The sequence below is a fragment of the Thermopolyspora flexuosa genome, from assembly GCF_006716785.1.
Taxonomy (GTDB): Bacteria; Actinomycetota; Actinomycetes; order Streptosporangiales; family Streptosporangiaceae; genus Thermopolyspora; species Thermopolyspora flexuosa.
The window spans coordinates 1498735-1521448 of sequence record NZ_VFPQ01000001.1 but is presented as its reverse complement, the minus strand read 5'-3'; the positions used below and the strand labels follow the sequence as shown (position 1 = coordinate 1521448).

Genomic DNA, 22714 nt, shown 5'->3' with positions numbered 1-22714 from the left:
CTGTCCCACCGCTAGCGCCTTTCACCGCAGTTCCGTGTCGCGGCCGCCCGGCCCCCGCTCGGTTCCGAACCCGCGTCGGCGGCACGCCACGCCCGGGCGGTACGGCTCGCGCGACCATGCCGCTCCGCGGGTCTGCGGACGTCCGGAACCAGCCGGAATTGCGGTACGTAAACGTGATTTCACCGAATGTTCACGCCGATGGTGACCACCTGCCGTAGGGTCACCCCATGACGAATACACACTGTAGTCAGAATACTACATTTAGTGGTTTCCGTTCTGTTCTGCGGTACGACCTCCCGGCCTCGCTCGTGGTCTTCCTCGTGGCGGTGCCGCTCTCCCTCGGCATCGCCGTCGCCTCCGGGGCCCCGCTCGTCGCCGGGTTGATCGCGGCCGTGGTGGGCGGCGTGGTCGCCGGGGCGCTGGGCGGCTCGGCGCTCCAGGTGAGCGGGCCCGCGGCCGGGTTGTCGCTCGTCGTCGCCGACCTGGTGCAGACGTACGGGTGGCGGGCCACCTGCATGATCACGCTGATGGCGGGGGCGCTGCAGCTCGCGTTCGGGCTGCTGCGGGTGGCCCGGGCGGCGCTCGCGGTCTCCCCGGCGGTCGTGCACGGCATGCTCGCCGGGGTCGGCGTGGTGATCGCGCTCGCCCAGCTCCACATCGTGCTCGGCGGCAGCCCGCAGTCGTCCGCGGTGGAGAACCTCACGGAGCTGCCCGCGCAGATCCTCGACAACCACGGGCACGCGGTCGCGGTCGGCGTGCTCACCGTCACCGTGCTCGCCGTCTGGCCGCGCCTGCCCTGGCTGCGCGCGGTGCCCGCGCCGCTCGCCGCCCTGCTGATCGCCGCGGTGGTGGCGCATCTGGCCGGCTGGGAGGTCACCCACGTCGACCTGTCCGGCCTCGGCGGCTGGCAGTCGCCGCTGTGGCCGGAGGGCGACTGGCACGGGATCGCGGGCGCCGTGCTGCTCGTCGCGGTGCTCGCGGGCGCGGAGTCCCTGCTGTGCTCGCTCGCCGTCGACCGGTTGCACGACGGGCCGCGCGCCGATCTCGACCGGGAGCTGATCGGCCAGGGCGCCGGGAACCTCGTCTCCGGCCTGCTCGGCGGCCTGCCGATCGCCGGGGTGATCGTGCGCAGCACCGCCAACGCGCGGGCCGGGGCGCGCAGCCGCGCATCCGCGATCCTGCACGGGGTGTGGGTGCTGGTGTTCGTGGTGGCGTTCGGCTGGGCGATCTCCCTCATCCCCATGGAGGCGCTCGCCGCCCTGCTCGTGTCGATCGGCGTGCAGATGGTCAACGTGGGCCACATGCGGAACCTGCGCGGGTACGGCGAGATCCCGGTGTACCTGGCCACGATGGGCGGCGTGGTGCTCATCGGCCTCGCCGAGGGGGTGCTGCTCGGCCTCGGCCTCGCCATGCTGCAGGTGCTGCGGCGCCTGACCAGGATCTCGGTCACCGTACGGACCACGCCGGACGGCCGCTGGCGGGTGGCGGTGCGCGGCTCGCTCACCTTCCTCGGCGTGCCCCGGCTGATCGAGGCGCTGCGCGCGGTGCCCACCGGGGCGCCGGTGGGCGTGGAGCTCGAGGTGGACTTCATGGACCACGCCGCGTTCGAGACCCTGCGGGACTGGCGCCGGGAGCACGAGCGCGGCGGCGGCACCGTGGAGATCGCCGAACGGCACGGCGAGTGGTACGCCATGGCCGCGAGCGGCCTGCGCGCGGCGCCGGCCAAGTCGCTGTAGCGCCGGCAGCGCCTGCCGTGGCCGCCGCCCGGCGGGGCACCGGGGACGGCCGGCGACGGGCCCCTCCGCGGCCGGTGCCCGGCCGATCGTGACCCGATCCGCCGGTGGCACCGGCCTTCGCCGTCGGCGTAACCCGCCACCCTGACCGGGCGCGTACCGTGAAGTCATGAAGATCTTGGTAATCGGCGGCACGGCGTTCCTGGGTCGTGCGATCGTCGAGGAGGCGCTCCGGCGCGGCCACGAAGTCACGACGTTCAACCGAGGCAAGAGCGCGACGGACGTGCCCGGTGTCGAGACCGTGCGCGGCGACCGGGAGGTGCGGGCCGATCTGGAACGGCTGGTCGACGGTCGCACCTGGGACGTCGTGGTGGACGTGTTCGGCCTCGTGCCGCGCGTCGTCGCCGACTCGGCCCGCGCCTTCTCCGGCAAGGCGGGCATGTACGCCTACATCTCCAGCGTCAGCGCCATCCTCGACTTTCCCGTGAAGCCGGTCGACGAGAACTCGCCGCTGCACGAGTGCTCGCCGGACGCGGGCCCCGACGACGGAAACTACGAACTGTTCAAGGCGGGCAGCGAGCGCGCGGTCGAGCGCTATTTCGACGGCGAGAAGCTGATCCTCTCGCCCGGCGTGATCCTCGGCCCGTACGAGAACGTCGGCCGCCTGCCCGCGTGGCTGGAGCGGGTACGGCGCGGCGGCCGGTTCGTCGCGCCCGGTCACCCCGACCGGCCGCTCCAGCTCATCGACGCCCGGGACGTCGCGATCTTCCTGCTGGACCAGGCCGAGCGGGGCGTCGGCGACCGGTTCATCGTCGGCTCGCGACCCGGCGCCACCACCTTCGGTGAGCTGCTCGCCGAGTGCGCGCGGGCCACCGGCTCCGACGCCGAGCCGGTCTGGATGGACGACGCCTTCCTGCTCGAGCAGCAGGTCGGCCCGTGGAACGAGCTTCCGCTGTGGGCTCCGGAGCAACCCGCCTTCGCCGCGGTCTTCCAGTTGTCCACCGAGAAGGCCCACGCCGCCGGACTGCGCTGCCGCCCCATCGCCGAGACGGTGCGCGACACCTGGGCCTGGCTCAGCAGCGTGGGCTTCACGCACGAACCCCCGGCGACCAACCGCGGCAAGGTGCCCCGGCCGGGCATCGACCCCGAGAAGGAGGCGCGCATCCTCGCCGCATGGGACGCCCGCGGGCGGTAGCGAGGGCCGGGGCGGCCAGGCGCGCCGCCCCGCTCTCGACGCCCGGCCCGGTGCCCTCGCCGGGCCGGCCTACCCGGCGAGCCGGCGCAGCGACCGGACCGACCAGGTGAGGGTGAGCGCGCTCAGCACCGCGAAGACGACGAACGCGATCGGGATCGAGGGGTCGGAGAAGTTCCCGGCGAACAGCGACCGTCCCGCCTCGACCGCGTGGTAGAGCGGGTTGACCTGCGCCACCGCCTGCATCCACTCGGGGGCGAGCGAGATCGGCAGCATGAGGCCGGACAGCAGCATGAGCGGCAGCAGGAAGAACTGGATGACCTGCGACATGCCGTTCTCGTCGCGCACCGCGAGCGCCAGGCCGTACGAGAGGTTGGCGGCGAACAGGCCGGTGGCGGCCATGAGCACGAGGGTGAGCACGATCTCGGGCAGGCCGACCCGCAGGCCCATGAGCGCGGCCACGCCCAGGATGATCAGCGACTGCACGATCAGCATGAGCACGTCCCTGGCCACCCGGCCGAGGATGATCGCGGGCCGCCAGGCCCGGCTCACCGCGAGCCGCTCGAGCACGCCGTTCCGCGTCTCGGTGATCATCCCGAACCCGGTGAACAGCGTGCCGAACAGGGCGATCATCACGAGCGCCGCCGGCGTGAACATGAGCAGCGCCTCCTCCATCGTGCCGTTCGGGGTGATCGCCCGCAGCAGCGGCGCGAACAGCAGCAGGTAGAGGATCGGCTGCATCAGGCCGAGCAGCGGCCAGGCCGGGTTACGGCGCAGCTTCCCGAGCTCGTAGCCGAGGAACAGGAGGGTGTCTCGGAGCCTCATCGAGGGGCGTTCCTTTCGTCGTCGCGTCGGGGCCGCGTCAGGCGGCGTCGCGCAGCGAGCGTCCGGTGTACTTGAGGAACACGTCGTCGAGCGTGGCCCGCTCGAGGGCGATCGACCGGATCGCGAGGCCGGCGTTCTCCACGGCGTGCAGCAGCGCCGGGAGGTTGTGCTCGCCGTCCTCGAGGTAGGCGCGCAGGCTCTCGCCGTCCTGCTGCGTCTCGGTGACGTACGGCTGCTCCTCCAGCAGCTCGCGGCCCGCGGCGGGGTCGTCGACGCGGAGCGTGACGACGTCCCCGGCGAGTTCCTTCTTCAGCGCCTCGGGGGTGCCCTCGGCGACGATCCTGCCGTGGTCGACGATGACGAGCCGGTCGCACAGCGCGTCGGCCTCGTCGAGGTAGTGGGTGGTGAGCAGCACGCTCGTGCCCTGGTCGCGCAGGGCGCGGATCTCCTCCCAGAGGTTGGCGCGGTTCTGCGGGTCGAGGCCGGTGGTGGGCTCGTCGAGGAAGACGAGCGGCGGCCGGTGTACCAGGCCGACGGCGAGGGCGAACCGGCGCTTCTGGCCGCCGGAGAGCGTGCGCACCGGGCGGTCGGCGACCTCGGTGAGGCGGAACGCGGCCATCAGCTCGTCGGCGCGGGCCGCGGCCTGGGCGCGGGAGAGCCCGGCGAGGCGCCCGGCCATGACGAGGTTCACCCGGCCCGGGGCGTACTCGTCGATGCCGCCGTGCTGGCCGACGTAACCGATGCGCTCCCGTACCTTGGCGGCCTGTTTCACCACGTCGTACCCGGCGACCCGGGCGGTGCCCGAGGTGGGGGTGATCAGCGTGGCGAGCATGCGCACCGTGGTCGTCTTGCCGGCGCCGTTCGGGCCGAGGCAGGCGAAGATCTCCCCTTCGCCGACGGTGAGGCTGATGCCGCGCACGGCCTCCACCTGCACGGGCTTGCCGGGGCCGCGCCGGACCGTGAACGTCTTGCGCAGGTCGTGCGCCTCAATGATCATTTCGACTCCGTTCGCAGGGGTGCAACGGGGTGCCCGGTACGGCGGGCGGGGTCGTCCCGCGCCGCCGGGGCGTCAGGCGGGTGGGCCGAGGGGCGGGACGGCCCGGATCAGGGCAGCTCGCCCTTCTCGACCCGCCGCAGGGCGTCCTCGATCCACTCGAGCTGGGCCTTGAGCTGTGCGGCGTTGAGCCTCAGGGTCTCGTCGATGTGCCGGGGCGCGCCGTGGGCGCGCTTGGCCGCCATCGCCCGCTGGGTCATCTCGATCGCGGCCCGCAGCTGCGCGGCCCGGCCCTCCATCGCCGCGACGAGGTCGGCGGGCGAGAGCCGGTCCATGAAGGTCAGGGCCACCTGAAAGGGGTCGACGATCGGCCTGATCTCCCACCAGTGCCTCATCAGCAGCCGCATGAACTCGGCCCGGCCGGCCTCGGTGATCTCGTACCGGGTCCGGCCGCCCGTGCCCTCACCCAGCCGGCGCAGCAGGCCCTCCTCGGCCATCTTGGCGAGGCCGTGGTAGATCGAGCCGAACGCCACGTGCGCCCACTGGTCGGCGCCCCACAGCTCCAGGCGGCGCCGTACCTCGTAGCCGTGGAGCGGACCGTCGAGCAGGACGCCGAGGATGAGGACCCGTGTCGAGGACATGTACAAATTTGTACTCAAACTTGAGTAGCTGTCAACAGGAATCCGGCATGGCTGACTCGCCCCGGTGTCCTTCGCATGCCGCCGGTACGGCAAGCCGTGGGCCCGGGCCGCGGGCGCCGGTGCCGAGGCAATAGGCTGTGCGGCATGCCAGCACGCCCGATCGCGTTGATCACCGGGGCGTCCCGGGGGGTGGGGGCCGCGGTGGCCCGCGCCCTGGCGCCCACCCATGACCTGCTGCTCGGCGGCCGCGACCGCGCGGCGCTGGAGCGGCTGGCGGCCGAGCTGCCGGGGTCCCGGCCCTGGCCGGTGGAGCTGACCGAGGTCACCGAGGCCGACGTCGCCGGCATCGACCGGCTCGACGTGCTCGTGCACAGCGCCGGGGTGGTGACGCTGGGCCGGATCGAGGAGACCCCCGCCGAGGTGTGGCGGCGCACCTTCGACGTGAACGTGGTCGCGGTCGCCGAGCTGACCCGGCTGCTGCTGCCCGCGCTGCGCGCCGCCGGCGGGCACGTCGTGCTCATCAACTCCGGTTCCGGGCAGCGGGCCAACCCGACCTGGGCGTCGTACGCCGCGAGCAAGTTCGCGCTGCGCGCCTTCGCCGACGCGCTGCGCCTGGAGGAGCGCGGGCTGCGGGTGACCACGATCTACCCGGGGCGGGTGGACACCGACATGCAGCGCGGGGTGCGGGCCCAGGAGAAGGGCCCGTACGAGCCGGAGAAGTACCTCAGGCCGGAGTCGGTGGCCCGCGCCGTGCTGGCGGCGGTCACCGCCTCGCCGGACGCGCACGTCACCGAGATCACCGTCCGGCCGTCGGCGGGACCGCCCAACTGATCCCGGTCCCGCCTCCGCGTGGCCGGTCCGCTCAGCCGGACCGGCCGGTGGCCGTGCCGTTGATGGAGGCGACGCGCCCCTGCGGGTCGAACTCCGCGACGACCTCGAAGGCCGGCCCGGTGATGGTGAGCCGCGCGTGGTCGGGGCTGAACATCGCGCCGAGGCCGCGCCGCACCGCGTAGCCGTACAGGGCGCGCCGGTGGTCGGAGAGCGGCAGCGACGCGAGGCCCTGCCCGAGGAGGCGCAGGACCCGGGCCGGGTCGGGCGGGGGAAGCTCGAAGTCCGGGTGCTCGATGAGGAACGCGGCCCGGGTGCCGCCGCCCACCTGTCCGCTGTAGAACGTCCACCGGCCGGACACGGCCTTGGCCGCGTCGGCCAGCAGGTAGGCCACCTCGGCCGGTTCGGTGGGCGAGCCGGGCAGCGCGTCGAACGGCACCTCGGCCGAGGCGAGCGCGGCGATGCCGTACCGCTCGCCGAACTCGCGCAGCGAGGCGGACAGGGCGACCAGCGGCTCGGGGAAGCCGCTCGGGTTCGCCCAGCCCCACAGCCAGGAGCGCGGGCCCGGGGCGGCGGTGCCGAGCAGGTGGAAGCGGGTGCACACGAGCGGCCTGTCCCCGGTGAACTCGAAGCGGCCCTCCCGCATGTCGACCTGCCAGGTGTGGCTGCCCAGCACCTCCTCGAGATGCAGCTGGTGCTCCAGGGAGAGGAGCGCGGCGTCGTCGAGGAGGTTGGTGAGCGTTGGTGTTTCCGACATGCCGGGCAGGCTACCGGCCGCCACCGACAAAAACGATCAAAGCGCCGCAGCATTGGCCACCACCGGCCATCCGGGCCGCGGTACCCGGTGGCGGCGTGGCCACCATGGAAGCAGAGCGATCGGTACGTCGACGAACCGCTGCGTGGGTGGTTCCTGTCCGGTCACCGCCGGGCAGGGATCTCTCACACGTAGGGAGCTTCGATGCACCTGCACTGCTATGTCTGGACGGGCATGGGGGAAGACCTCCGCAACGAGGCCGAGCGGCGCATGCCGCCCCCGCCCGAGGATCCCGCGCCGTTCCTCGCCTCTCCCCTGCCCCCGATGCGCACCTGCGACTGGCTGCTGAAGCCCGCCCGCCGGATCGACGCCACCTTCACCAAGGTCGACGACGCGCTCGACTGGCTCGCCGAGCGCTACAAGTCGGCGGAGCCGTCCTTCCTCGCCCCGCACGCCGAGGCCGCGATCGGCCTCGACTTCCGCCTCCATCTCGCCCGCACCTCGCTCGAGGGCGGCGTCGACGTGCAGTGGGGATTCTGGCTCACCGGCGGCCGCTTCCTCACCTGCGGCGTCGTCTGCTGCCCGAACCGCCAGGCCGACCACCGATGCCCGGCGGCCTGACCGTCACCGGGACGCGGCCCTCACCCGTCCTTCGGCGCTTCACACGCGGCCCGCATCGCCGCCGCTCTCCGGGTGCCGGGGCCCGTGCCCCGGGGGCGGAGTGAGCGGTGAGACGTAGTTCTCGCCATCGACGAGAGGGCTGGCCAGGTCGACGCCCGCCGCGGCCATGCGGTCGTAGGCGTCGAGGACGAGTTCCTTGGTGCGGTACCTGCCGTATCGGGCGATCTCGTTGTTCTTGAGGCCACCGCTCTCGGACTGGAAGGTCTCCAGGATGTAGTCCACGTCCGGACGGCTTATTCCGTAGAGATGGAAGAAATAGGCGTCCAGCTCGGCGCGAATCTGTGCCCGCCGCTCTTCGTCCCAGCGGAAGGGTGCGGACGAACAGCCGAGATCATGCGCTAGTCCAGCCATCTCGTAGTTGGTGTATACAAGCTCGAGGACTCGAGGCGTAATAAATGAAGTATGAGGCTTAAGCATTTCGGGGGACGGCACAGGTAGCTGCTTCCAGACCATGAGAGCCATATGAATACCGCCCACTTTTTGGCGACTCACGAAGTCGAATACCAGAGAACTCTGCACGGCTATAAGAGCTGCGGCGAGATCAGGCGAGACGCGCGGGAGCATCAAGGGAAATGTGTGACCCACGGCGACTCGCGGAAGGAATGCAGGAATAGCTGTACGCTCATCAGTAGTTCGGCATACATCTCGCCAGCCACAGAGCCAGTCTCGGTCCCACCCCAACTCCGCCAGACGCAGAGCAACTCCAGGAATTTCTACGTTCTTATTCTTCCTCACGGTCGCAATAAATCCATCTTCTGCGACCCAGTAACGCGGACTTACCACTGCCAATGGATCGCACTTTTCATCTAAAGTCAAGCGCCGCCGATCATCATTTCCCGTACCATAATAAGAGTTCCAGCGATGGTCAAAGTGGTGCGCCATTTTTGCTTCATACAGCGGCAGCATCCGCTTCCCATCCCGGACGAACACATTCCCCTGGAGCTCCCAGCCCTCGACTTCCAGCTGATCACGAGTCCGGAAAAGGTCCGAATCGTCCGTCATATGGAACATCGTCGGAACGAAGTCGATAGGCCATGCATGAGGATCGGAGTTCCTACTCAAAACAGGGATCCTGCTATAAATGGCAGCTGTAAGATCAGCGTCGCGACGCGTTCGAAAGATCGGCAGATTTCCCGTATTGGGATTCATGAGGGAGATTTCTTCGGGACTCAACCCAAATACACGATCAACGTTGTTGAGCTCAGAGACGTCTGCGAGAAAAAAGGCGAATTCGGCCCGAGGCTCATACAAATCTCGACCCACCATCGACAGTAGGCAGAACTTATAGCTCGAGTGCACTCCGACAAACAGCGGCTTCCGATTCTCGAAGTCATATAGAGAAGCTATGGCCCCTCGTTGAGAAAGGCTACGAAAGAGGTATTGCGATCCTGCTCCCGTCGCTATCGTCGTGGGAATGACACATCCGAACCGGCCCGTCGGAGCAACAATTTGAGAAAATCGCTCGACGAACAGATGATCTATGAAAAGTGAGGTCACTCCCTTAACGCTAAGCCCTCTCTGACAATGAGGAAATACACCAGACTTGCCAGCAAAGTGCAAAGTTGCTTTTACCTTGCGGCGCTCGGCTAGATAGCGATTGCCTTCCTCGGGATTCTCCACGATCCACTGAGCTATCCGAGCTCGTCGGGCAGTGCCAGCGATAGCTGCGATCGATGGATCGACAACGCTGAAGTATTTCTTGTCTTCGAAGTCCACCTTGTCCCAAGGCGGGTTACCGAGAACACATGAAAATCCCCCTACCCAACCGGTATCTGGATTCACCTCCTCACCCACGCCGCCTTCCGGAACCGAGAACACGTCTGGGAATGCCAAGTGCCAGTGGAAGAAGCCGTATTGCCTGCGGAGCCGTTCGATCTCCTCGTGTGTCTCTTGCGGGGCGGCCTTGGCGTCCGGGTCCTGGAGGGCACGGAATACCTCATGGGTTATCGGGGGCGGCGCGTCCTTCGTCTTGCGCCACATGAACGCAGCACACCAGGCGTCGGCGATGTGACGGGCTTTTATATACTCCGCCGACTGCTCCCACGCACGATACTCCGCCGCCTGCCGACGGACGTCGACAAGACTTCCGGATGGTCCGGCCATAATCTTGCGCAAGCCGGAGGCGAAAGCGGTGTTGGCCACTTTCGTGGCCGTGTGCATCTCGAATAGGCCGACTTGGCCAGCACGTTCCTGGTCGTTCTGCTCCTCCAGAAACCTTGCATAGTCCGGATCATCGCCCTCAATCGCCTTGAACGCCGCGTTCGGAATGCCGTCGCGCAGCAACGCAGGGGTCGCCCCGATCAACGCGTTGCCCTGCTTGATGTGCGCGTCGAGGAAACCGAGCGGCTTTCCCGGTTCAAGGGCCTCCAGCCACAGCGACAGCTTGGCCAGTTCGACCGCCATCGGGTTGAGGTCGACACCGTAGATGCAGCGCGTGACCACCTCGCGCATGGCATGCCGTACCGCCTCGACCGTGGGCTCGGGGTTGCGTTCCCGCACCGCCGCGATCCGCTTGGCGATGCGGCGGGCGGCGGCGACGAGGAAGTGGCCCGAGCCACAGGCCGGGTCGCAGACGGTGAGGGACAGCAGCTCGGCCACGATGTGCTCGGTGGGGTCGGGCTCGCCGGCGGCGGCCGCCTTCTCCTCGCCGCGCTTCTGCGCGTCGTCGATCACCGGGTCGAGGGTCGAGTCGAGCAGGTTCTCGATGAGCGAGCTCGGCGTGTAGTACGAGCCGGTCCTCTTGCGCTCGTTGCCGAGGCGGTTGACCAGCTCGAAGGTGCGGTCGATCGCGCTGTGCTTGGGGACGAGCTCGAGCAGCGACTCGTAGATGGAGCCGAGTTCCTCGGCGCCCATGTTGCGGTAGTCCACTTGACGCCAGCGGGCCGAGTGCACGTCCCGGACGCGGGAAAGGTGGCGTACCGCCTCCAGCAGGTCCGCGTTGGACAGGGACAGGCCCCGCAGCGGCGCGTCGGCGTCGGTCTCGTCGAACAGGCCGCCGAGGCCGGGCAGGCCCAGCTCCGGCAGGCCGTTCTCGTTGCCCAGGGCGTTCAGGACGAAGCGCAGCGCCTCGTAGAGGTCGCCGTGCGCGGTGCCACGGCGCTGGTTCGCCAGGCGGCGCAGCCGCGCGGTGGAGAAGTACCTGGCGTACCGGAGACGGGCCTCCTCGCTCGCCTCGGGCGGGTGGAGCAGGCCGCGGTCCTCCGCCACGAAGAGGAAGATCAGCCGGTAGACGAGGCGGAGCAGGGCGACGTGGAAGGCGTCCACGTCCAAGTCGGCGCGCAGCCGTTCGTTGGCGGGGTGCCGGAGGAAGCCGGTGCCGAGGGCGGTGATCGCCCGCTGCACGCCGTCGCGGTGATGGTCCAGCGCCCGGGTGCCGGATGCGATCGCCTCCTCGCGCCACTTCTCCAGCCAGCACGTCGAGGGCGACTTGCCGTCCTCGACCTTGAAACGGGAGACGTGCAGCATCCGGTAGAGCAGGACGAACTCGCTGAACAGCTCGCCGTCGAAGATCGCCTCCAGGTCGAACTCGACGTACGAGGCGGTGGCGAGGGCGCTGGAGTCGCGAAGCAGGCGCAGGCGGCGGCCGTTGGTGACCACGCCCCACAGGTGCGATTCGGTCCGGTTCAGGCACTCCTGGAGCAGCGAATGCGGCGGGATCGCGCCGGGCGCCGGCCGCCGGTCGAGGCCGACGTTCCAGGGGACCATGTGGATCGGGACGTGCGACCAGTGGTGGCTGATGGGGAAGATCTTCTCGCCGTCGTCGGAGCGCAGACCGGGCGGGGCGACCTTCGTCAGGTCGCCGAAGCCCAGCTCGGCGAAGAGAGGCTCGAGCCACTGGCTGATCGCAACGCCGGTGGGGTCGGCCGGGGTCTCGGTCTCCGGCGCCACCGGAAGCTTTTCCCGGAGCTCCTGCCAGATGGACTTGAGGTAGTCCCAGTGGCGTTCGGCCTCGTCGCGCACCGAGCGGGAACCGACCACGCGGTAGTCGGCGGGCTTGCTGCCCGGGACGCCACGGTCCTCGGCGATGCGGATCAGCATGTCGGGCGGGAGCAGGCCGCCCACGGCGGACACGGCGGTGAAGACGTGGTTGCGCAGACCCGTTGCTCGCGAGGTCGCCGGGCCGAACGTGGCGGTGGGGGGGGTGCTGGCACGGGCGGACATCAGGCGCCACCTCCGGAGACGGGCAGGTAGACGTAGACACCGAGGATGTCGGCAGGCTTCTGGGCGGTGACGGACACGCCGCGGACGATCTCGCCGGAGGCGCTGCGGACGCGGCGGTGGGAGGCGAGGAGCTCGGCCGCGAGCCGCTCGCCGTACTCGTCGAGGTGGGGATCGACGGCGGCCAGGCCGTCGAGGACACGGTTCATGGTGCGTTCGCCGAACGTGGGGTCGGTGTTGGCGTCGGCGGTGACGTCGAGCAGGCTCACCGCCCGGTCGGGCGGCAGCCAGACGGCGTTGGCGGGCGCGCCCTCGAAGGCGAGCACCCGGGCGTCCTCGGCGACGAGGCGGCGTTCTCCCCAGCGGGACGGCAGGGTCAGGTGGAAGCGGTAGCGGACCAGCAGGAGCGTGGTGCGGGTGGCGACCCCGGTGGTACGGATGACGCCGCAGCGGCGGGCGGGGCGAGGGCCGCTCGCCTTCGGGTCGAGCGCCGTGTTGAGCACGTAGTTGGCGAGGGCGCCCACCACCGGGTCGGTGCGGACCAGCGCGGCCTCGCCGCGCGCCACCGAGGGGGTGTTCCGGAACCGGATCGGGCCGCCGTCCTCGGCGCCGCCGCGCGCGGCGGCCAATGCGTCCCGCAGGCCGGCCGGGGCGCCGCTGATGTCGGCGGTGAAGTCGCCGTCCGGCCCCTCGACGAGCACGCAGTTCAGGGCTGACAGGGCGTGCCGTGCGAAACCGCGGACCTCGTCGGCGCGGCCCAGGGTCTCCCGGATCGCGGCCACCTCACGGGCCACCTCCTCCGGGTGGATGGCGCGCTGGGCGAACCGGCTGCGGGAGGCCTTTTCGCGCTCGGCGGCCGAGTTCCACTCCGCCTCCAGGGCCGCCGCACGCTCCTCGACCCGCTGGAGCTCCTCGATGTCGAACAGGGCCTGCTGGCCGTTGTCGTCGAGGCCGCGCATGAGCAGCCATTCGACGATCGCGTCGGTGACCCCGGTCGCGGCGGCGTCCGGCACAGAGACCGAGATGCCCAGGTCCTTGCGGATCTGGCGGTGTTTCTTCAGCAGCACCTCCAGCACCTTGCCGTCGATGCCGTTGTCGCTGCCGTAGATGGTGATGACCTTCACCTTGTCGCGCTTCTGGCCGAACCGGTCGACCCGCCCCTCACGCTGGTCGTGGCGGGTGGGGTTCCAGGCCAGGTCGTAGTGGACGACGGCGTCGAAGTAGTGCTGGAGGTTGACGCCCTCCGACAGGCAGTCGGTGGCGACCAGGACGCGGCGGGCGTCGGGGTCCTCCCCTGCCGCGTCGACGAGCTCCTCGATGCGCTCCAGGCGCTGCTGCGGTGAGAGGGTGCCCGTGACGGCCCGGACGATCGTCTTCTTGCCGAGCCTGCCGTTGAGATGGTCGGCGACGTACTCGGCGGTGGGGATGTAGCGGCAGAACACGATCGGGTGGTAGCCCTCCTTCAGCAGCGCCTTCAGCTGGCTGATGAGGGTGGCCAGCTTCTTGTCGTGCTGGGGGCCTTCCAGAGCGGCGGCGCGCTCGGCGAGCTCGGCGAGGCGGGTGTTCCCACCATCGGGGTCCGCCGGCTCGGCGTCCGCGGCCTGGACGCCGGAGGTACGCGCTCCCGGTGCGACGTCCAGGCCCTCCATGTGGTCGCTGTCGGCCGAGTCCTGGGTGAGCGGAGCGCCGAGGCGGTCCGCCTCCTCCGCGGTGGTGGCCGAGGCGGCGGCCGAGCGGGTGCGCAAGGTCTGGGCCGCGGCACGCGGCGAGGACACCAGGGAGCGCAGCAGGGCGATCGCCGACCACCAGGCGATGCGTGTCTCCCGCTTGCCCTGTCGGCCCGCGGCGGTGACCCGCTCCCCCGCGTACGCGATCGCGTCCCGGAGGAGCTCGCGGTAGGCCGGGGAGAGCCGGTAGGTCACGTCCTTCCACAGCCGGTCGGAGGGGAAGGACGTCTGCTCGGCGAGGCTGTCGTCCGGCAGCCCGTCCTCCTTGGTGAGGAATTCCCGCACATCGGCGCGTTTGCGGGCGACGAAGTGCGCGGCGAGCATGGCACGGCCCTCCTCGGTGCCGAGGTCGACCGTGGCCAGCTCGGGGCGGATCAGGCCCAGCAGGTTACGGAACGCGCTCTCCTTGCCGCTGTGCGGGGTGGCGGTCACCAGCAGCAGGTGCCGCTCGGGATCGGCGGCGATGCGGCGGAGCAGCTCGTAGCGGAGCTGGGTCTGGGTGGAGGCGGTGTCGTCGGCGGCGACGCAGGTGTGTGCCTCGTCGACGATGACCAGGTCCGGGCAGTGCCGGACGAAGTCGTCGCGGTGCCGGGCGGACTTGATGAAGTCGGTGGAGATGACGACGTTCGGGTGGCGGTCGAAGAGGGACTGGCCGAGGTCGAGGTCGCGTTCCAGCCGGGAGACGGTGGAGGCGAGCACGAGCTCGGTGTCGATGCCGAACTTGTCGCGCAGCTCCTGCTGCCACTGCTCGGCGATCGCAGGTGAGCACAGCACGGCGAGGCGGCGGGCGCTGCCCTGGGCGAGCAGCTCGGCCGCGATCAGGGCGGCCTCGATCGTCTTGCCGATGCCGACGTCGTCGGAGATGAGCATGCGCACGGTGCGCTGGCGCAGCGCCATCAGCAGGGGGACGAGCTGGTAGGCGCGGGGTTCGACGGCGATGCCGGCGAGGGAGCGGAACGGCCCGGCACCGGAGCGGAAGCCTATGCGCAGCGCGGAGCGGAGCAGGCCCGCGGCGCGTTCGTTGCCGAGGTCGGCGGCCGACGGAGGCGCGAACCGGGCGGGGGTGACCTCCTCGTAGGCCGGGAAGACCGCGGCGACCTCGTCGTCGGTGCCGCCGAGCGGGCGCAGCACGAGCATGTCGGGTTCGCTCTCGGGAAGCACCACCCAGTCCCGGCCGCGGGCGGAGACCAAGGAGCCGGGGGTGTATGTGGCGGTCGTCATCTGCGGTTCCTCGGATGGTCGTCGCGGTACGGATGTGCCGGTCCCGATGATCCGGCGGTCACGGTGGCCGGGGTGCGGTCGCGGCGGCCGGTCACGTGTTCACTCCCGGGCCGAAGTAGCGCTCGAACTCGCGGGCGATCGCGGCCCAGTCGCCGTCGTGCGGGAAGCGGACGACGTCCCAGCCGAGGTCGAGCAGGCGCTCCTCGGCCTCGCGGTCGCGCTGGGCGACGTCGGCGGCGTCGTGGACCGGGCCGTCGACGAAGACCGCGACGTTGACGCCGGGCAGGCGGTAGACGAAGTCGGGGCGGGCGTGCGCCTCCGGGATGAGCGTCTGCGCCTCGTCGGGCAGGCGCAGACCCCGCTCCTTGAGCCAGGTGATGAGCCTGGCCTCCAGGGCGGTGTCCGCCTGGGCGGTGAGCCGGGCGAGCTGCTCGGTGCGTGACTCACCGGGACCGGTGGGCACGGCCCTGGCCCGGGCGAACCGCAGCAGCAGGTCGCGTACGGCGTGGCGGTCGATGGCCCAGTGGTGGATCTGATTGCCGTAGGTGAGCAGGCACTCGTAGCAGCCCCGGGCGCAGGGCCGGTCCGGGTGCGGGCCGCCCAGGTCGTTGCCCTCCTCGTCGAAATGGCAGATGGCGAGGGCCTCGGCGGCCGCGCGGGCGAGCGCGCCCGGCTGCGACTGCATCAGGCGCAGCACTCCGGCACCCCCCTCGGCCGCCTCGGTGAACAGGATGCGGTCCGTGGGCTGGTCGTCGGAGGGCAGCAGCTCGCTGGTGAGCTCCGAGTCCTCCAGCTCGAACGCGGCCTCGATACCCCGCTCCAGCGCGTACATCAGCGACAACGCCATCGGGACCTCGAGCCGCTGCTCCAGCTTCAGCACGAGGATGTTGCGGGTGTCCTGGACATACGGGATGACCCGGATCTTACGCCGCTTCTCGTTCCCGTCCGCGTCGGCCACCGGCATCTCGCTGGAGTCGCCGGACGCCTCGGCGGCGTCGCGTTCGTTCAGCCAGCGTCCGTCGGCCGGGTCGAGCCAGTAGCCGTCCGGCTCGTCGGGCTTGGCGCGCAGCCGCCGCAGGTTCGTGACGCGGACCCGGGCCGAATCGCCGTACGAGACGGTGGCGATCCTGCCCTCGGCGTCCGACACCAGGGCGTCCACGCGGCCCGGGCGGGCGCCGTGGTCCTGGAAGCGATAGGAGGTGACCAGCTTGAACCCGGCCCGGCGGCGTTCCTCCTCGTCCGAGGAGATGCGTTCGCGAAGGGTGGTGTAGACGGTGTGCAGCTGCAGCAGCCCCGTGGTGGGGACGCCGAGCGGGGTGTCGCACATGCGGCACCGGTCGTCCCGGTCGGCCGGCTCGTGATGGTAGCCGCAGGCCGGGCAGCGCTGCGCCTCCCCGGTGACCAGATCGCCGGTCGTGTCCGGTGGCAGCTGGATACGAGTGACCTGGTAGCGCGCGCCCTCGTGGTAGATGAGCGCGCCGGGGCCGAACTCGCGGATCGCCAGGAAGCGGGGCCGCTGCAGGTAGTCGCCGTCGCCGGACCGGCGGCCCGTGGTCGGGATGTACGCGGCGAGCGGCAGCCGCGGGAACGAGTAGCCGGGCAGGAAGCCCTCGCTGGCCAGGTAGCGGTAGGGGTTGAAGTCGGACAGCAGCGACCTGCTGTCGAGGCTCTCGTTCTTGAGCAGTCTCAGCCGCGTCTCGGCCTCGTGGCGGCGCCGCTCCGCGATCTTCCGGTCCCGTTCGGTGAGGGTGTGGTCGAGGACCCGGCGGTTCTGCTCGTACTGGTCGATCAGGGCCGCCCGGTACAGGTCGCGCCAGCGGTCGAAGGCGCGGTCGAACTCCTCGGGGGCGAGCCGTACCTTCTCCTCGATCCATCCGTCGTGCAGCCAGGTGACCGAGGCCCGGTCGAAGCCGGCGAACAGGTCGTCCAGCACGCGGTGCGCCGCCGCCACGGCACGCCGCTGCACGGCCTCGTCGCGCAGCACCTGCTGCACGCTGTCGACGAGCGGCAGCGGCGGGTTCGGGCGGCGGGAGTCCTCCGGATAGGAGATGTCGATGATCGTGGGGATGGAGTGGCCGAGCTTCAGCTCCGACTCCGCCAGCCAGATCGCCTGCACGTGGGAGCGCACCAGGTCCTCGTTGGCGAGGTCGAGACGGGGCGGGGTGACCACCCCGGCGACCATGCGGTCGGAGCGGCGGAAGTAGTACTGGTCGTGGCTGTTGCCGGTGGCGCAGTAGGTGGTGACCAGGGCGGGCTGGCCGGAGCGGCCCGCCCGGCCGCTGCGCTGGGCGTAGTTGGCCGGGGTGGGCGGCACGTTGCGCATGAGCACCGCGTTCAGGTCGGAGATGTCGACGCCCAGCTCCAGCGTCGGCGAGCAGTACAGCACCTTCAGATCGGCCTTGCGGAACGCCTCCTCACGGCGCTCCCGCTCCGGCAGCGGGACCTGCGCGGTGTGCTCGCGGGCCGTCAGGCCTGCCAGCGCCCTCGCCGTGTCGCGGTACAGGTCGCGGAAGAAGGTGTTGACGCGGGGGCCGTCGCCGCTGGCGTAGGTGCGGGTCAGCGGGTCGTGCGCGCCGGTCTCGCCGGTTCCGGCACGCCAGATCAGGGCGGCGGCGGACACACGGTAGCCGACGACCGGCGGGCCCGCGGGCCGGCGACGGCGGCCCGCCTGCTGCGGGGCGACCTCGACCCGGGTCACCAGGTGGGCCTCGGCGAGCACCTCCAGGACGTCCTCGATGATCAGCTGGGCGTCATCGGCCGAGAGCGACCTGCCGAAGTGCACCCGGCGCAGGTACTTGCCGAACTTGCCGTGACCGGACAGGAACAAGCCGGAGCGGTCCAGACCTGGACGTGACGCGCGCGGGTAGGCGGTTCCGACCCGGGGACGGTCGCTCGGAGTCAGCCGCCAGGGGTCGACGAGGCGTTCCTCGCTGGCACGCTGCAACGAGTCGAAGTCGTCTCGGAAGTACTGGACGTCGATGGCGAGGCCGCGGCGCATCTCGTCCAGCAGCACCTTCATGATCTCGGCGCGGCGGCCCGGCTCGGCCTCCCGCAGCCTGGGGTGCCGGTTCGCCCAGCGCTCCTCCCGGGCGGCGATCCAGTCCAGGTCCTCGTAGTGGATCTCGAGCAGGCCGGTCTGCTCCAGGTTGGGCATGGTGACGCGCCAGCCGCGCTCCAGGTCGAGGTAGAGGCGGAAGGCGATGACGTCGCGGAGGGTCCGCTTGGCGTTGCGGGCCAGCGAGGGGGGAAGGTCGTCGCCCTTGGTGTACTCGGAGGGATCCAGGGCGAGGGCCTCCAGGACGCGGTCGGGGAGGTCCTCGTGGCGGAGTCCCTCCTCGCCGGCGTCCAGCACCGCCCGGTACAGCGCGCCGCGCAACTGGGCGACCTGCACGAAGTCGTTGAAGTGACCGGCCTGGAGGGAGGCGTCCTGGCGGTTGTCGACGAAGGCGAGCAGCTTGCGCGCCTTCTTGTCGAGCGCCTCGGGGGGCATCTCCATGAGGGACCGCACGATCGAGGCGGAGATCAGGGAGGTCGCCGACGAACGGCCCTCGGCGTCGAGCGTGGCCAGCTTCGCGAAGTCCTTGCCCCGGACCTGCTCGTAGCTGACCCCGCAGTGCAGGCAGAACAGGAACGGGGACGGGATGAAGGCGGCCTTCAGCTCGCCGCGGCCCTCGACGCCGTACGGGTCCACGGTGACGGCCCGGGGCACCCGGGAACGGTAGGAGGGACGGACGGTCTCGATGCCGTGCTCGTCGATCTCCAGCCAGGACTCGGGGAGGCGGCGGGCCTCGATCGCCTCCTGGAGGGTGGCGGGCCAGGGGCGGTCGTCGTCGACGTACAGGTAGCCGTCGTCGGCCCGGCCGCCGGTGGCCACCGTGTCGCGGCGCGCCTGATAGACGATCTTGCCGTCACGCTCGGTGCGCCAGACGGTGAGGTACTCCTGGCCGCACTCGCGGCAGAAGGCCAGGGGAAGCAGGATCTTGCCGTCGCTGCCGGGCTGGACGAGCTGGTAGTCCCGCGTCATGTAGCGGGTCTGCTTGTCCTCCAGGGTGACGTAGACCGTGTCGCCCTTGGACAGGAACTGGTGCAGGCGGAAGGCGAACAGCGGACGGCCGGTCTCCGGGTTCCGCGCCTCCGCGCCCGCCTTCAGGGTGTCGCGGATCGCCTCGGCGCAGGTCTCCACTTTCACCCCGGTCTGCGCGGCGAGCTCGGCCGCCGCCTCCTCGATCTTCGCGGGCCTGCGGCGTACGAGACGGCCGGTGCCGTCCTCGGTAAGGCCGAAGCGGGACTCGATCCACCGGGCGAGGGGGTCGTTGACGAGGTCCTCGTACGCGCGGGGCGCACCGGGTGCGTTCAGGCGCTCCGGCGGCACCCGGTCGGGAGGCCCGGCGGTGGCGCGGACGAGAGTCTCGCCGATGACGTTCTCGCGGCGTACCTCGGTGCCGAAGAGCGTGCTCGCCACGCGGGCGACGACGTCCCGCGGATCCTCGGCGGCCTCCTGCGCGCCGTACGCCCCCGGATCCTCGCTGGACATGGTGGCGGAGGTGCCGACGCACTGCAGGCGTTCGGCCTTGCAGGCTTCGCGTACCCGGCGGACGAGCAGTCCCACGTCGGCGCCCTGCCGTCCCCGGTAGGTGTGCAGCTCGTCGAAGACGAGGAACTCCAGGCCCTCGGCCATCCTGATCAGGGAGCGCCGCTCATCCGGGCGGAGCAGCATCAGCTCCAGCATCACGTAGTTGGTGAGCAGGATGTCGGGGGGGTTGTTCTGGATGCGCTTGCGCTCCTCGTCGTCCTCCTGGCCGGTGTACCGGGCGTAGGTGACCGGCTCCTTGCCCGGGCCGTAGCCGTCCTGCAGGAACTTGCGCAGCTCCTCCATCTGGCTGTTCACCAGGGCGTTCATCGGATAGACGATGATCGCGCGGACGCGGCGGCGGGCGTTCGGGCCCTCCTTCTCGCGCGCCTTGAGCACCCGGTCCACGATCGGCACGATGTACGACAGGGACTTGCCCGAGCCGGTGCCCGTGGTGAGCACGTAGGACGCGCCGGACTGGGCGGCGGTGATCGCCTCCCGCTGGTGGCGGTGCAGGGTGAGCGGGGTGCCGTCGCAGCTGGTGCCGCCCTTGGTCTTGCCCTCCTGGAAGATGTTGGCGCACTCCTCGTGCAGCACCTGCTGCTCGACCAGTTCCCTGATGGTCCCGCCGGAAGCGAAGGACGGGTTGAGCGACACCCAGGGGGTGGGCCACTGGGAACCCGCGTCCAGGTCCTCCTCGACGAACGCGGCGATCCGGTCGTCCCGGATGACGGTGCCGCCCTCGGTGAAGGCCCGGTAGTCCTCGATGAGACGGCGGTGGACGGCGAAGACGTCCATGCCGGCCGGTGCCCGGCGAGAGGCCGGGGACCGCTCGGGCTCGGGCCGCGGCCGGGGGGTACGGCCGTCGGCGCGGGTGGCGGTCAGGTGACGTACCGGGTCGAAGTCCTCCCATCCGGGGACCGGCGCCGGGCTCGTCTCCCCCAGCGCGTACGGCAGCAGGGCCTCCCGGACGGAGACGGCGTCGGCGGGGCGATCGGCCGGTTCCTTGGCGAGCAGCCTGTCGATGAGCCTGACGATGTCCTCGGGGACGTCCGAGCGCAGCATGCTCACCTTGGGCGGCTCATCGTTGATGTGCTTGTCGCCCAGTTCGTGCGCGGATGCCCCGCGGAACGGCGGGTAGCCGGTGGCGAGCTCGAACAGCACGCAGCCCAAGGCGTACAGGTCGGCCGCCTGGGTGACGGCGGCGGAGAGGAACTGCTCAGGGGCCATGTAGCGGGCCGTGCCGACGGTGACGCCCGTGCTGGTCAGCCCGTCGGCCTCGGTGTCGTCGATGATGCGGCCGATACCGAAATCGAGGATCTTGACCATGCCGCCGCGCAGCAGCATCACGTTGCCGGGCTTGAGGTCACGGTGCACGACCATGGCGGCGTGGGCGGCGGCGAGGCCGTCGGCGATCTGCGCGCCCAGGGCCGCGACCCAGGCGATGGGGAGTTCCGGCTGCTCGGCCACCAGATCGCTGAGGAGCTCGCCGTCGAGCAGTTCCATGGCGAGGTACGGCCGGCCGTCCTGCTCATCCACGCCGCCGGCGATGATGCGGGTCAGGTTGGGGTGGCGCAGCCTGCGCATGATGCGCACCTCGCGCTGGAAGCGCTGCACGGCCTTCAGGTCGGAGCGCGAGTCGATGATCACGCCGGAGCGGCTGCGCAGGATGCGCTTGAGCGCGACTACACGGTCCTCACCATCGGCGGCGGCCACGTCCTCAGCGCGGTAGACCTCGCCCATGTTGCCCGTGCCGATGGGAGCCAGGAGACGGAAGCGGTTCGCGACCAGACCTGCGTTCATCGGCTACTTACTCCTCACGCTCCCTATGGTCCAGCCGGGGTCGGGAAGCACCCGCGGTCGGCAAGCGTCCGGGCAGGCGACAGGTCCCGGACATGCCAAGAACAATACACCGCCAACCCGACATCACGGGCGAGAATTCAGTTAATTCGGTTCACAAGAAGAGAACGCGAAACCAACCTCGACGTCTGTACGGCAACGAGTGCGGACGTCGCACGCGGCAGTGGATCTCCACAAGTGATCGCACGCATTCTTACCAGCGGCAACACGACAGCGTCACGGACGAGGCGCCGATTGTTATGAACCCGAGCCGCGTCAACCGGCACCTTGCGACGTCACCCATCGATCGCCCGATCGAGACGGCCGACAGGGCGGGGGCAAAGGCAACGCTTCGGACACCGCCACGTGGTCCGCGCAAAGCCTCCCGGCCGCACCTTCCGGGAAAGAATCGCCTTGGGTGTCGCTCGGTGGCCTGAAGAAGGATGTCGGGAAGGCTCCGGCAACGCGCTCCCGTGAGCGATGGCACGACCCTGCGGCCCTGGGCGAAAGGATCGAGAGCAAGGGTGAAGACGACCGGGCCGTTGGTCACGACGTCGGCGGATCGGGAGCGGCGAGATGAAAGTGATGAGGGTGAGGAGGCGTTCGACATACGCCGGATGTCGGCGAAAATGCGTCACGTTCGCATGATGAGGACGAGAGCCGTCGCCGACCTGACGGCGGCGACGCTTTGCCTGCCGGCGTCGATCACGGCTTGCGCCGCCGACGAGAAGGTCGATACCGCGCCCTTGCCCACCGTCGCCGCGCCGCCCTATGTGTGCGGTCATCTGCCGCGCCAGGCGGTGAAACGGATGACCGGCCTCACCCACCTCGTGGCGCGCGGCTCCTTTGACCTGAATGCGGTGGGCGGCCACGGCTCGGGGTGGTGCATCGTCTCCGAACCCGGCGGGGAGCGGCTCCCGGTTCTGGAGGTGTCGCTGCTCACCGATTTCGCGGCGAGAAGCACCGAGGAGGAGGTCCGGCTGGGCGCCAAGCGCCTTCCCCCGATCGTGACGGGAGGAGACGGGTACTCCGCCACGAAGCGTTCCGGAGGTGACGTCGTCGGCGCGCTGGCGGTGCTCACCAGAGGACGGTCGACCTTGATCGTGAGCCTCGACAAGAGGCTCGAAGGCCGTGACCCCGAAGCGGACACCGTGGCCCTGATGAGGTTGGTCGCGCCGAGGCTACTCGGCCGCGCCGTACCGTCGCCATCCGGCCCAACGCCTCCTTGAGGTGGAGCTGTCTGTGCTCCAGGGATGAGGAACGCGGCGTCGTCGGGGAGATCGGCGAGCGTAGGTGTCCCCGGCAAGCCGGGCATGCCTACCGATCCCACAAGCGAAACGATCAAAACGCCGCCCCAGAGACCGGCCATACGGCCGCCCGGCCGATGAGGCGCCCCGTACGTACGCACGCGGCCGAGGCGGTGGCGATCGTGCCGCCACCGGTACGGTGGGCCGCACACCCCTTTCTCCGGAGATGACCGGCGGATCGATCACATTCGGCCGATCCGGAAACCACGATTTCGACAGCCGATAACCGGCGCCCGCCCGATGC

The 22714-nt window shown here is 70.3% G+C and carries 11 protein-coding genes and 1 pseudogene; 5 read left to right on the top strand and 7 right to left on the bottom strand.

The features are described 5' to 3' along the window. Positions 1 to 227: 227 nt before the first annotated feature. Both FHX40_RS06610 and FHX40_RS06605 read left to right on the top strand, forming a co-directional pair. Positions 228 to 1724: pseudogene (locus FHX40_RS06610) on the top strand (SulP family inorganic anion transporter); the annotation flags it as partial. A gap of 178 nt (positions 1725 to 1902) precedes the next feature. Next, positions 1903 to 2928 (top strand): NAD-dependent epimerase/dehydratase family protein, encoded by a 1026-nt coding sequence (locus FHX40_RS06605; protein ID WP_142258793.1) that lies wholly within the window; start codon positions 1903 to 1905, stop codon positions 2926 to 2928. Positions 2929 to 2997: 69 nt separating this feature from the next. On the opposite strand, the gene FHX40_RS06600 is transcribed toward FHX40_RS06605, so the two are convergent. From FHX40_RS06600 to FHX40_RS06590, 3 genes are all read right to left on the bottom strand, one after another. After that, a complete protein-coding gene (locus FHX40_RS06600; RefSeq protein ID WP_142258792.1) occupies positions 2998 to 3750 on the bottom strand; it encodes an ABC transporter permease in 753 nt (250 codons plus the stop codon). A 37-nt stretch (positions 3751 to 3787) separates the two neighbouring features. Then, positions 3788 to 4744 (bottom strand): ATP-binding cassette domain-containing protein, encoded by a 957-nt coding sequence (locus FHX40_RS06595; RefSeq protein ID WP_142261581.1) that lies wholly within the window; start codon positions 4742 to 4744, stop codon positions 3788 to 3790. A gap of 110 nt (positions 4745 to 4854) precedes the next feature. After that, the gene (locus FHX40_RS06590; RefSeq protein WP_170198741.1) at positions 4855 to 5385 is read right to left on the bottom strand and encodes a PadR family transcriptional regulator; all 531 of its coding nucleotides are present in this window, start codon (positions 5383 to 5385) and stop codon (positions 4855 to 4857) included. 144 nt (positions 5386 to 5529) lie between these two features. Here FHX40_RS06590 and FHX40_RS06585 point away from each other — a divergent pair, with 144 nt between their 5' ends. After that, positions 5530 to 6216: an SDR family oxidoreductase gene (locus FHX40_RS06585; RefSeq protein ID WP_142258790.1), complete on the top strand. Its 687-nt coding sequence runs from the start codon at positions 5530 to 5532 to the stop codon at positions 6214 to 6216. Positions 6217 to 6247: 31 nt separating this feature from the next. Here FHX40_RS06585 and FHX40_RS06580 read toward each other — a convergent pair whose 3' ends face one another. Then, a complete protein-coding gene (locus FHX40_RS06580; protein ID WP_142258789.1) occupies positions 6248 to 6970 on the bottom strand; it encodes a DUF6882 domain-containing protein in 723 nt (240 codons plus the stop codon). A gap of 201 nt (positions 6971 to 7171) precedes the next feature. Here FHX40_RS06580 and FHX40_RS06575 point away from each other — a divergent pair, with 201 nt between their 5' ends. Next, positions 7172 to 7588 carry a hypothetical protein gene (locus tag FHX40_RS06575; RefSeq protein ID WP_170198740.1) on the top strand — a complete coding sequence of 139 codons (417 nt, stop codon included), beginning with the start codon at positions 7172 to 7174 and terminating at the stop codon, positions 7586 to 7588. Positions 7589 to 7627: 39 nt separating this feature from the next. On the opposite strand, the gene FHX40_RS06570 is transcribed toward FHX40_RS06575, so the two are convergent. From FHX40_RS06570 to FHX40_RS06560, 3 genes are all read right to left on the bottom strand, one after another. Then, positions 7628 to 11809: an Eco57I restriction-modification methylase domain-containing protein gene (locus tag FHX40_RS06570; protein WP_142258787.1), complete on the bottom strand. Its 4182-nt coding sequence runs from the start codon at positions 11807 to 11809 to the stop codon at positions 7628 to 7630. Continuing rightward, positions 11809 to 14754 (bottom strand): DEAD/DEAH box helicase, encoded by a 2946-nt coding sequence (locus FHX40_RS06565; RefSeq protein ID WP_142258786.1) that lies wholly within the window; start codon positions 14752 to 14754, stop codon positions 11809 to 11811. Before FHX40_RS06565 ends, FHX40_RS06570 begins: the two co-directional genes overlap by 1 nt. Positions 14755 to 14845: 91 nt before the next feature. Next, positions 14846 to 21127: a protein kinase domain-containing protein gene (locus tag FHX40_RS06560; RefSeq protein ID WP_142258785.1), complete on the bottom strand. Its 6282-nt coding sequence runs from the start codon at positions 21125 to 21127 to the stop codon at positions 14846 to 14848. 560 nt (positions 21128 to 21687) lie between these two features. Between FHX40_RS06560 and FHX40_RS06555 the strand changes: the two genes are divergently transcribed. Then, positions 21688 to 22392 carry a hypothetical protein gene (locus tag FHX40_RS06555; protein WP_142258784.1) on the top strand — a complete coding sequence of 235 codons (705 nt, stop codon included), beginning with the start codon at positions 21688 to 21690 and terminating at the stop codon, positions 22390 to 22392. Positions 22393 to 22714: the final 322 nt, after the last annotated feature.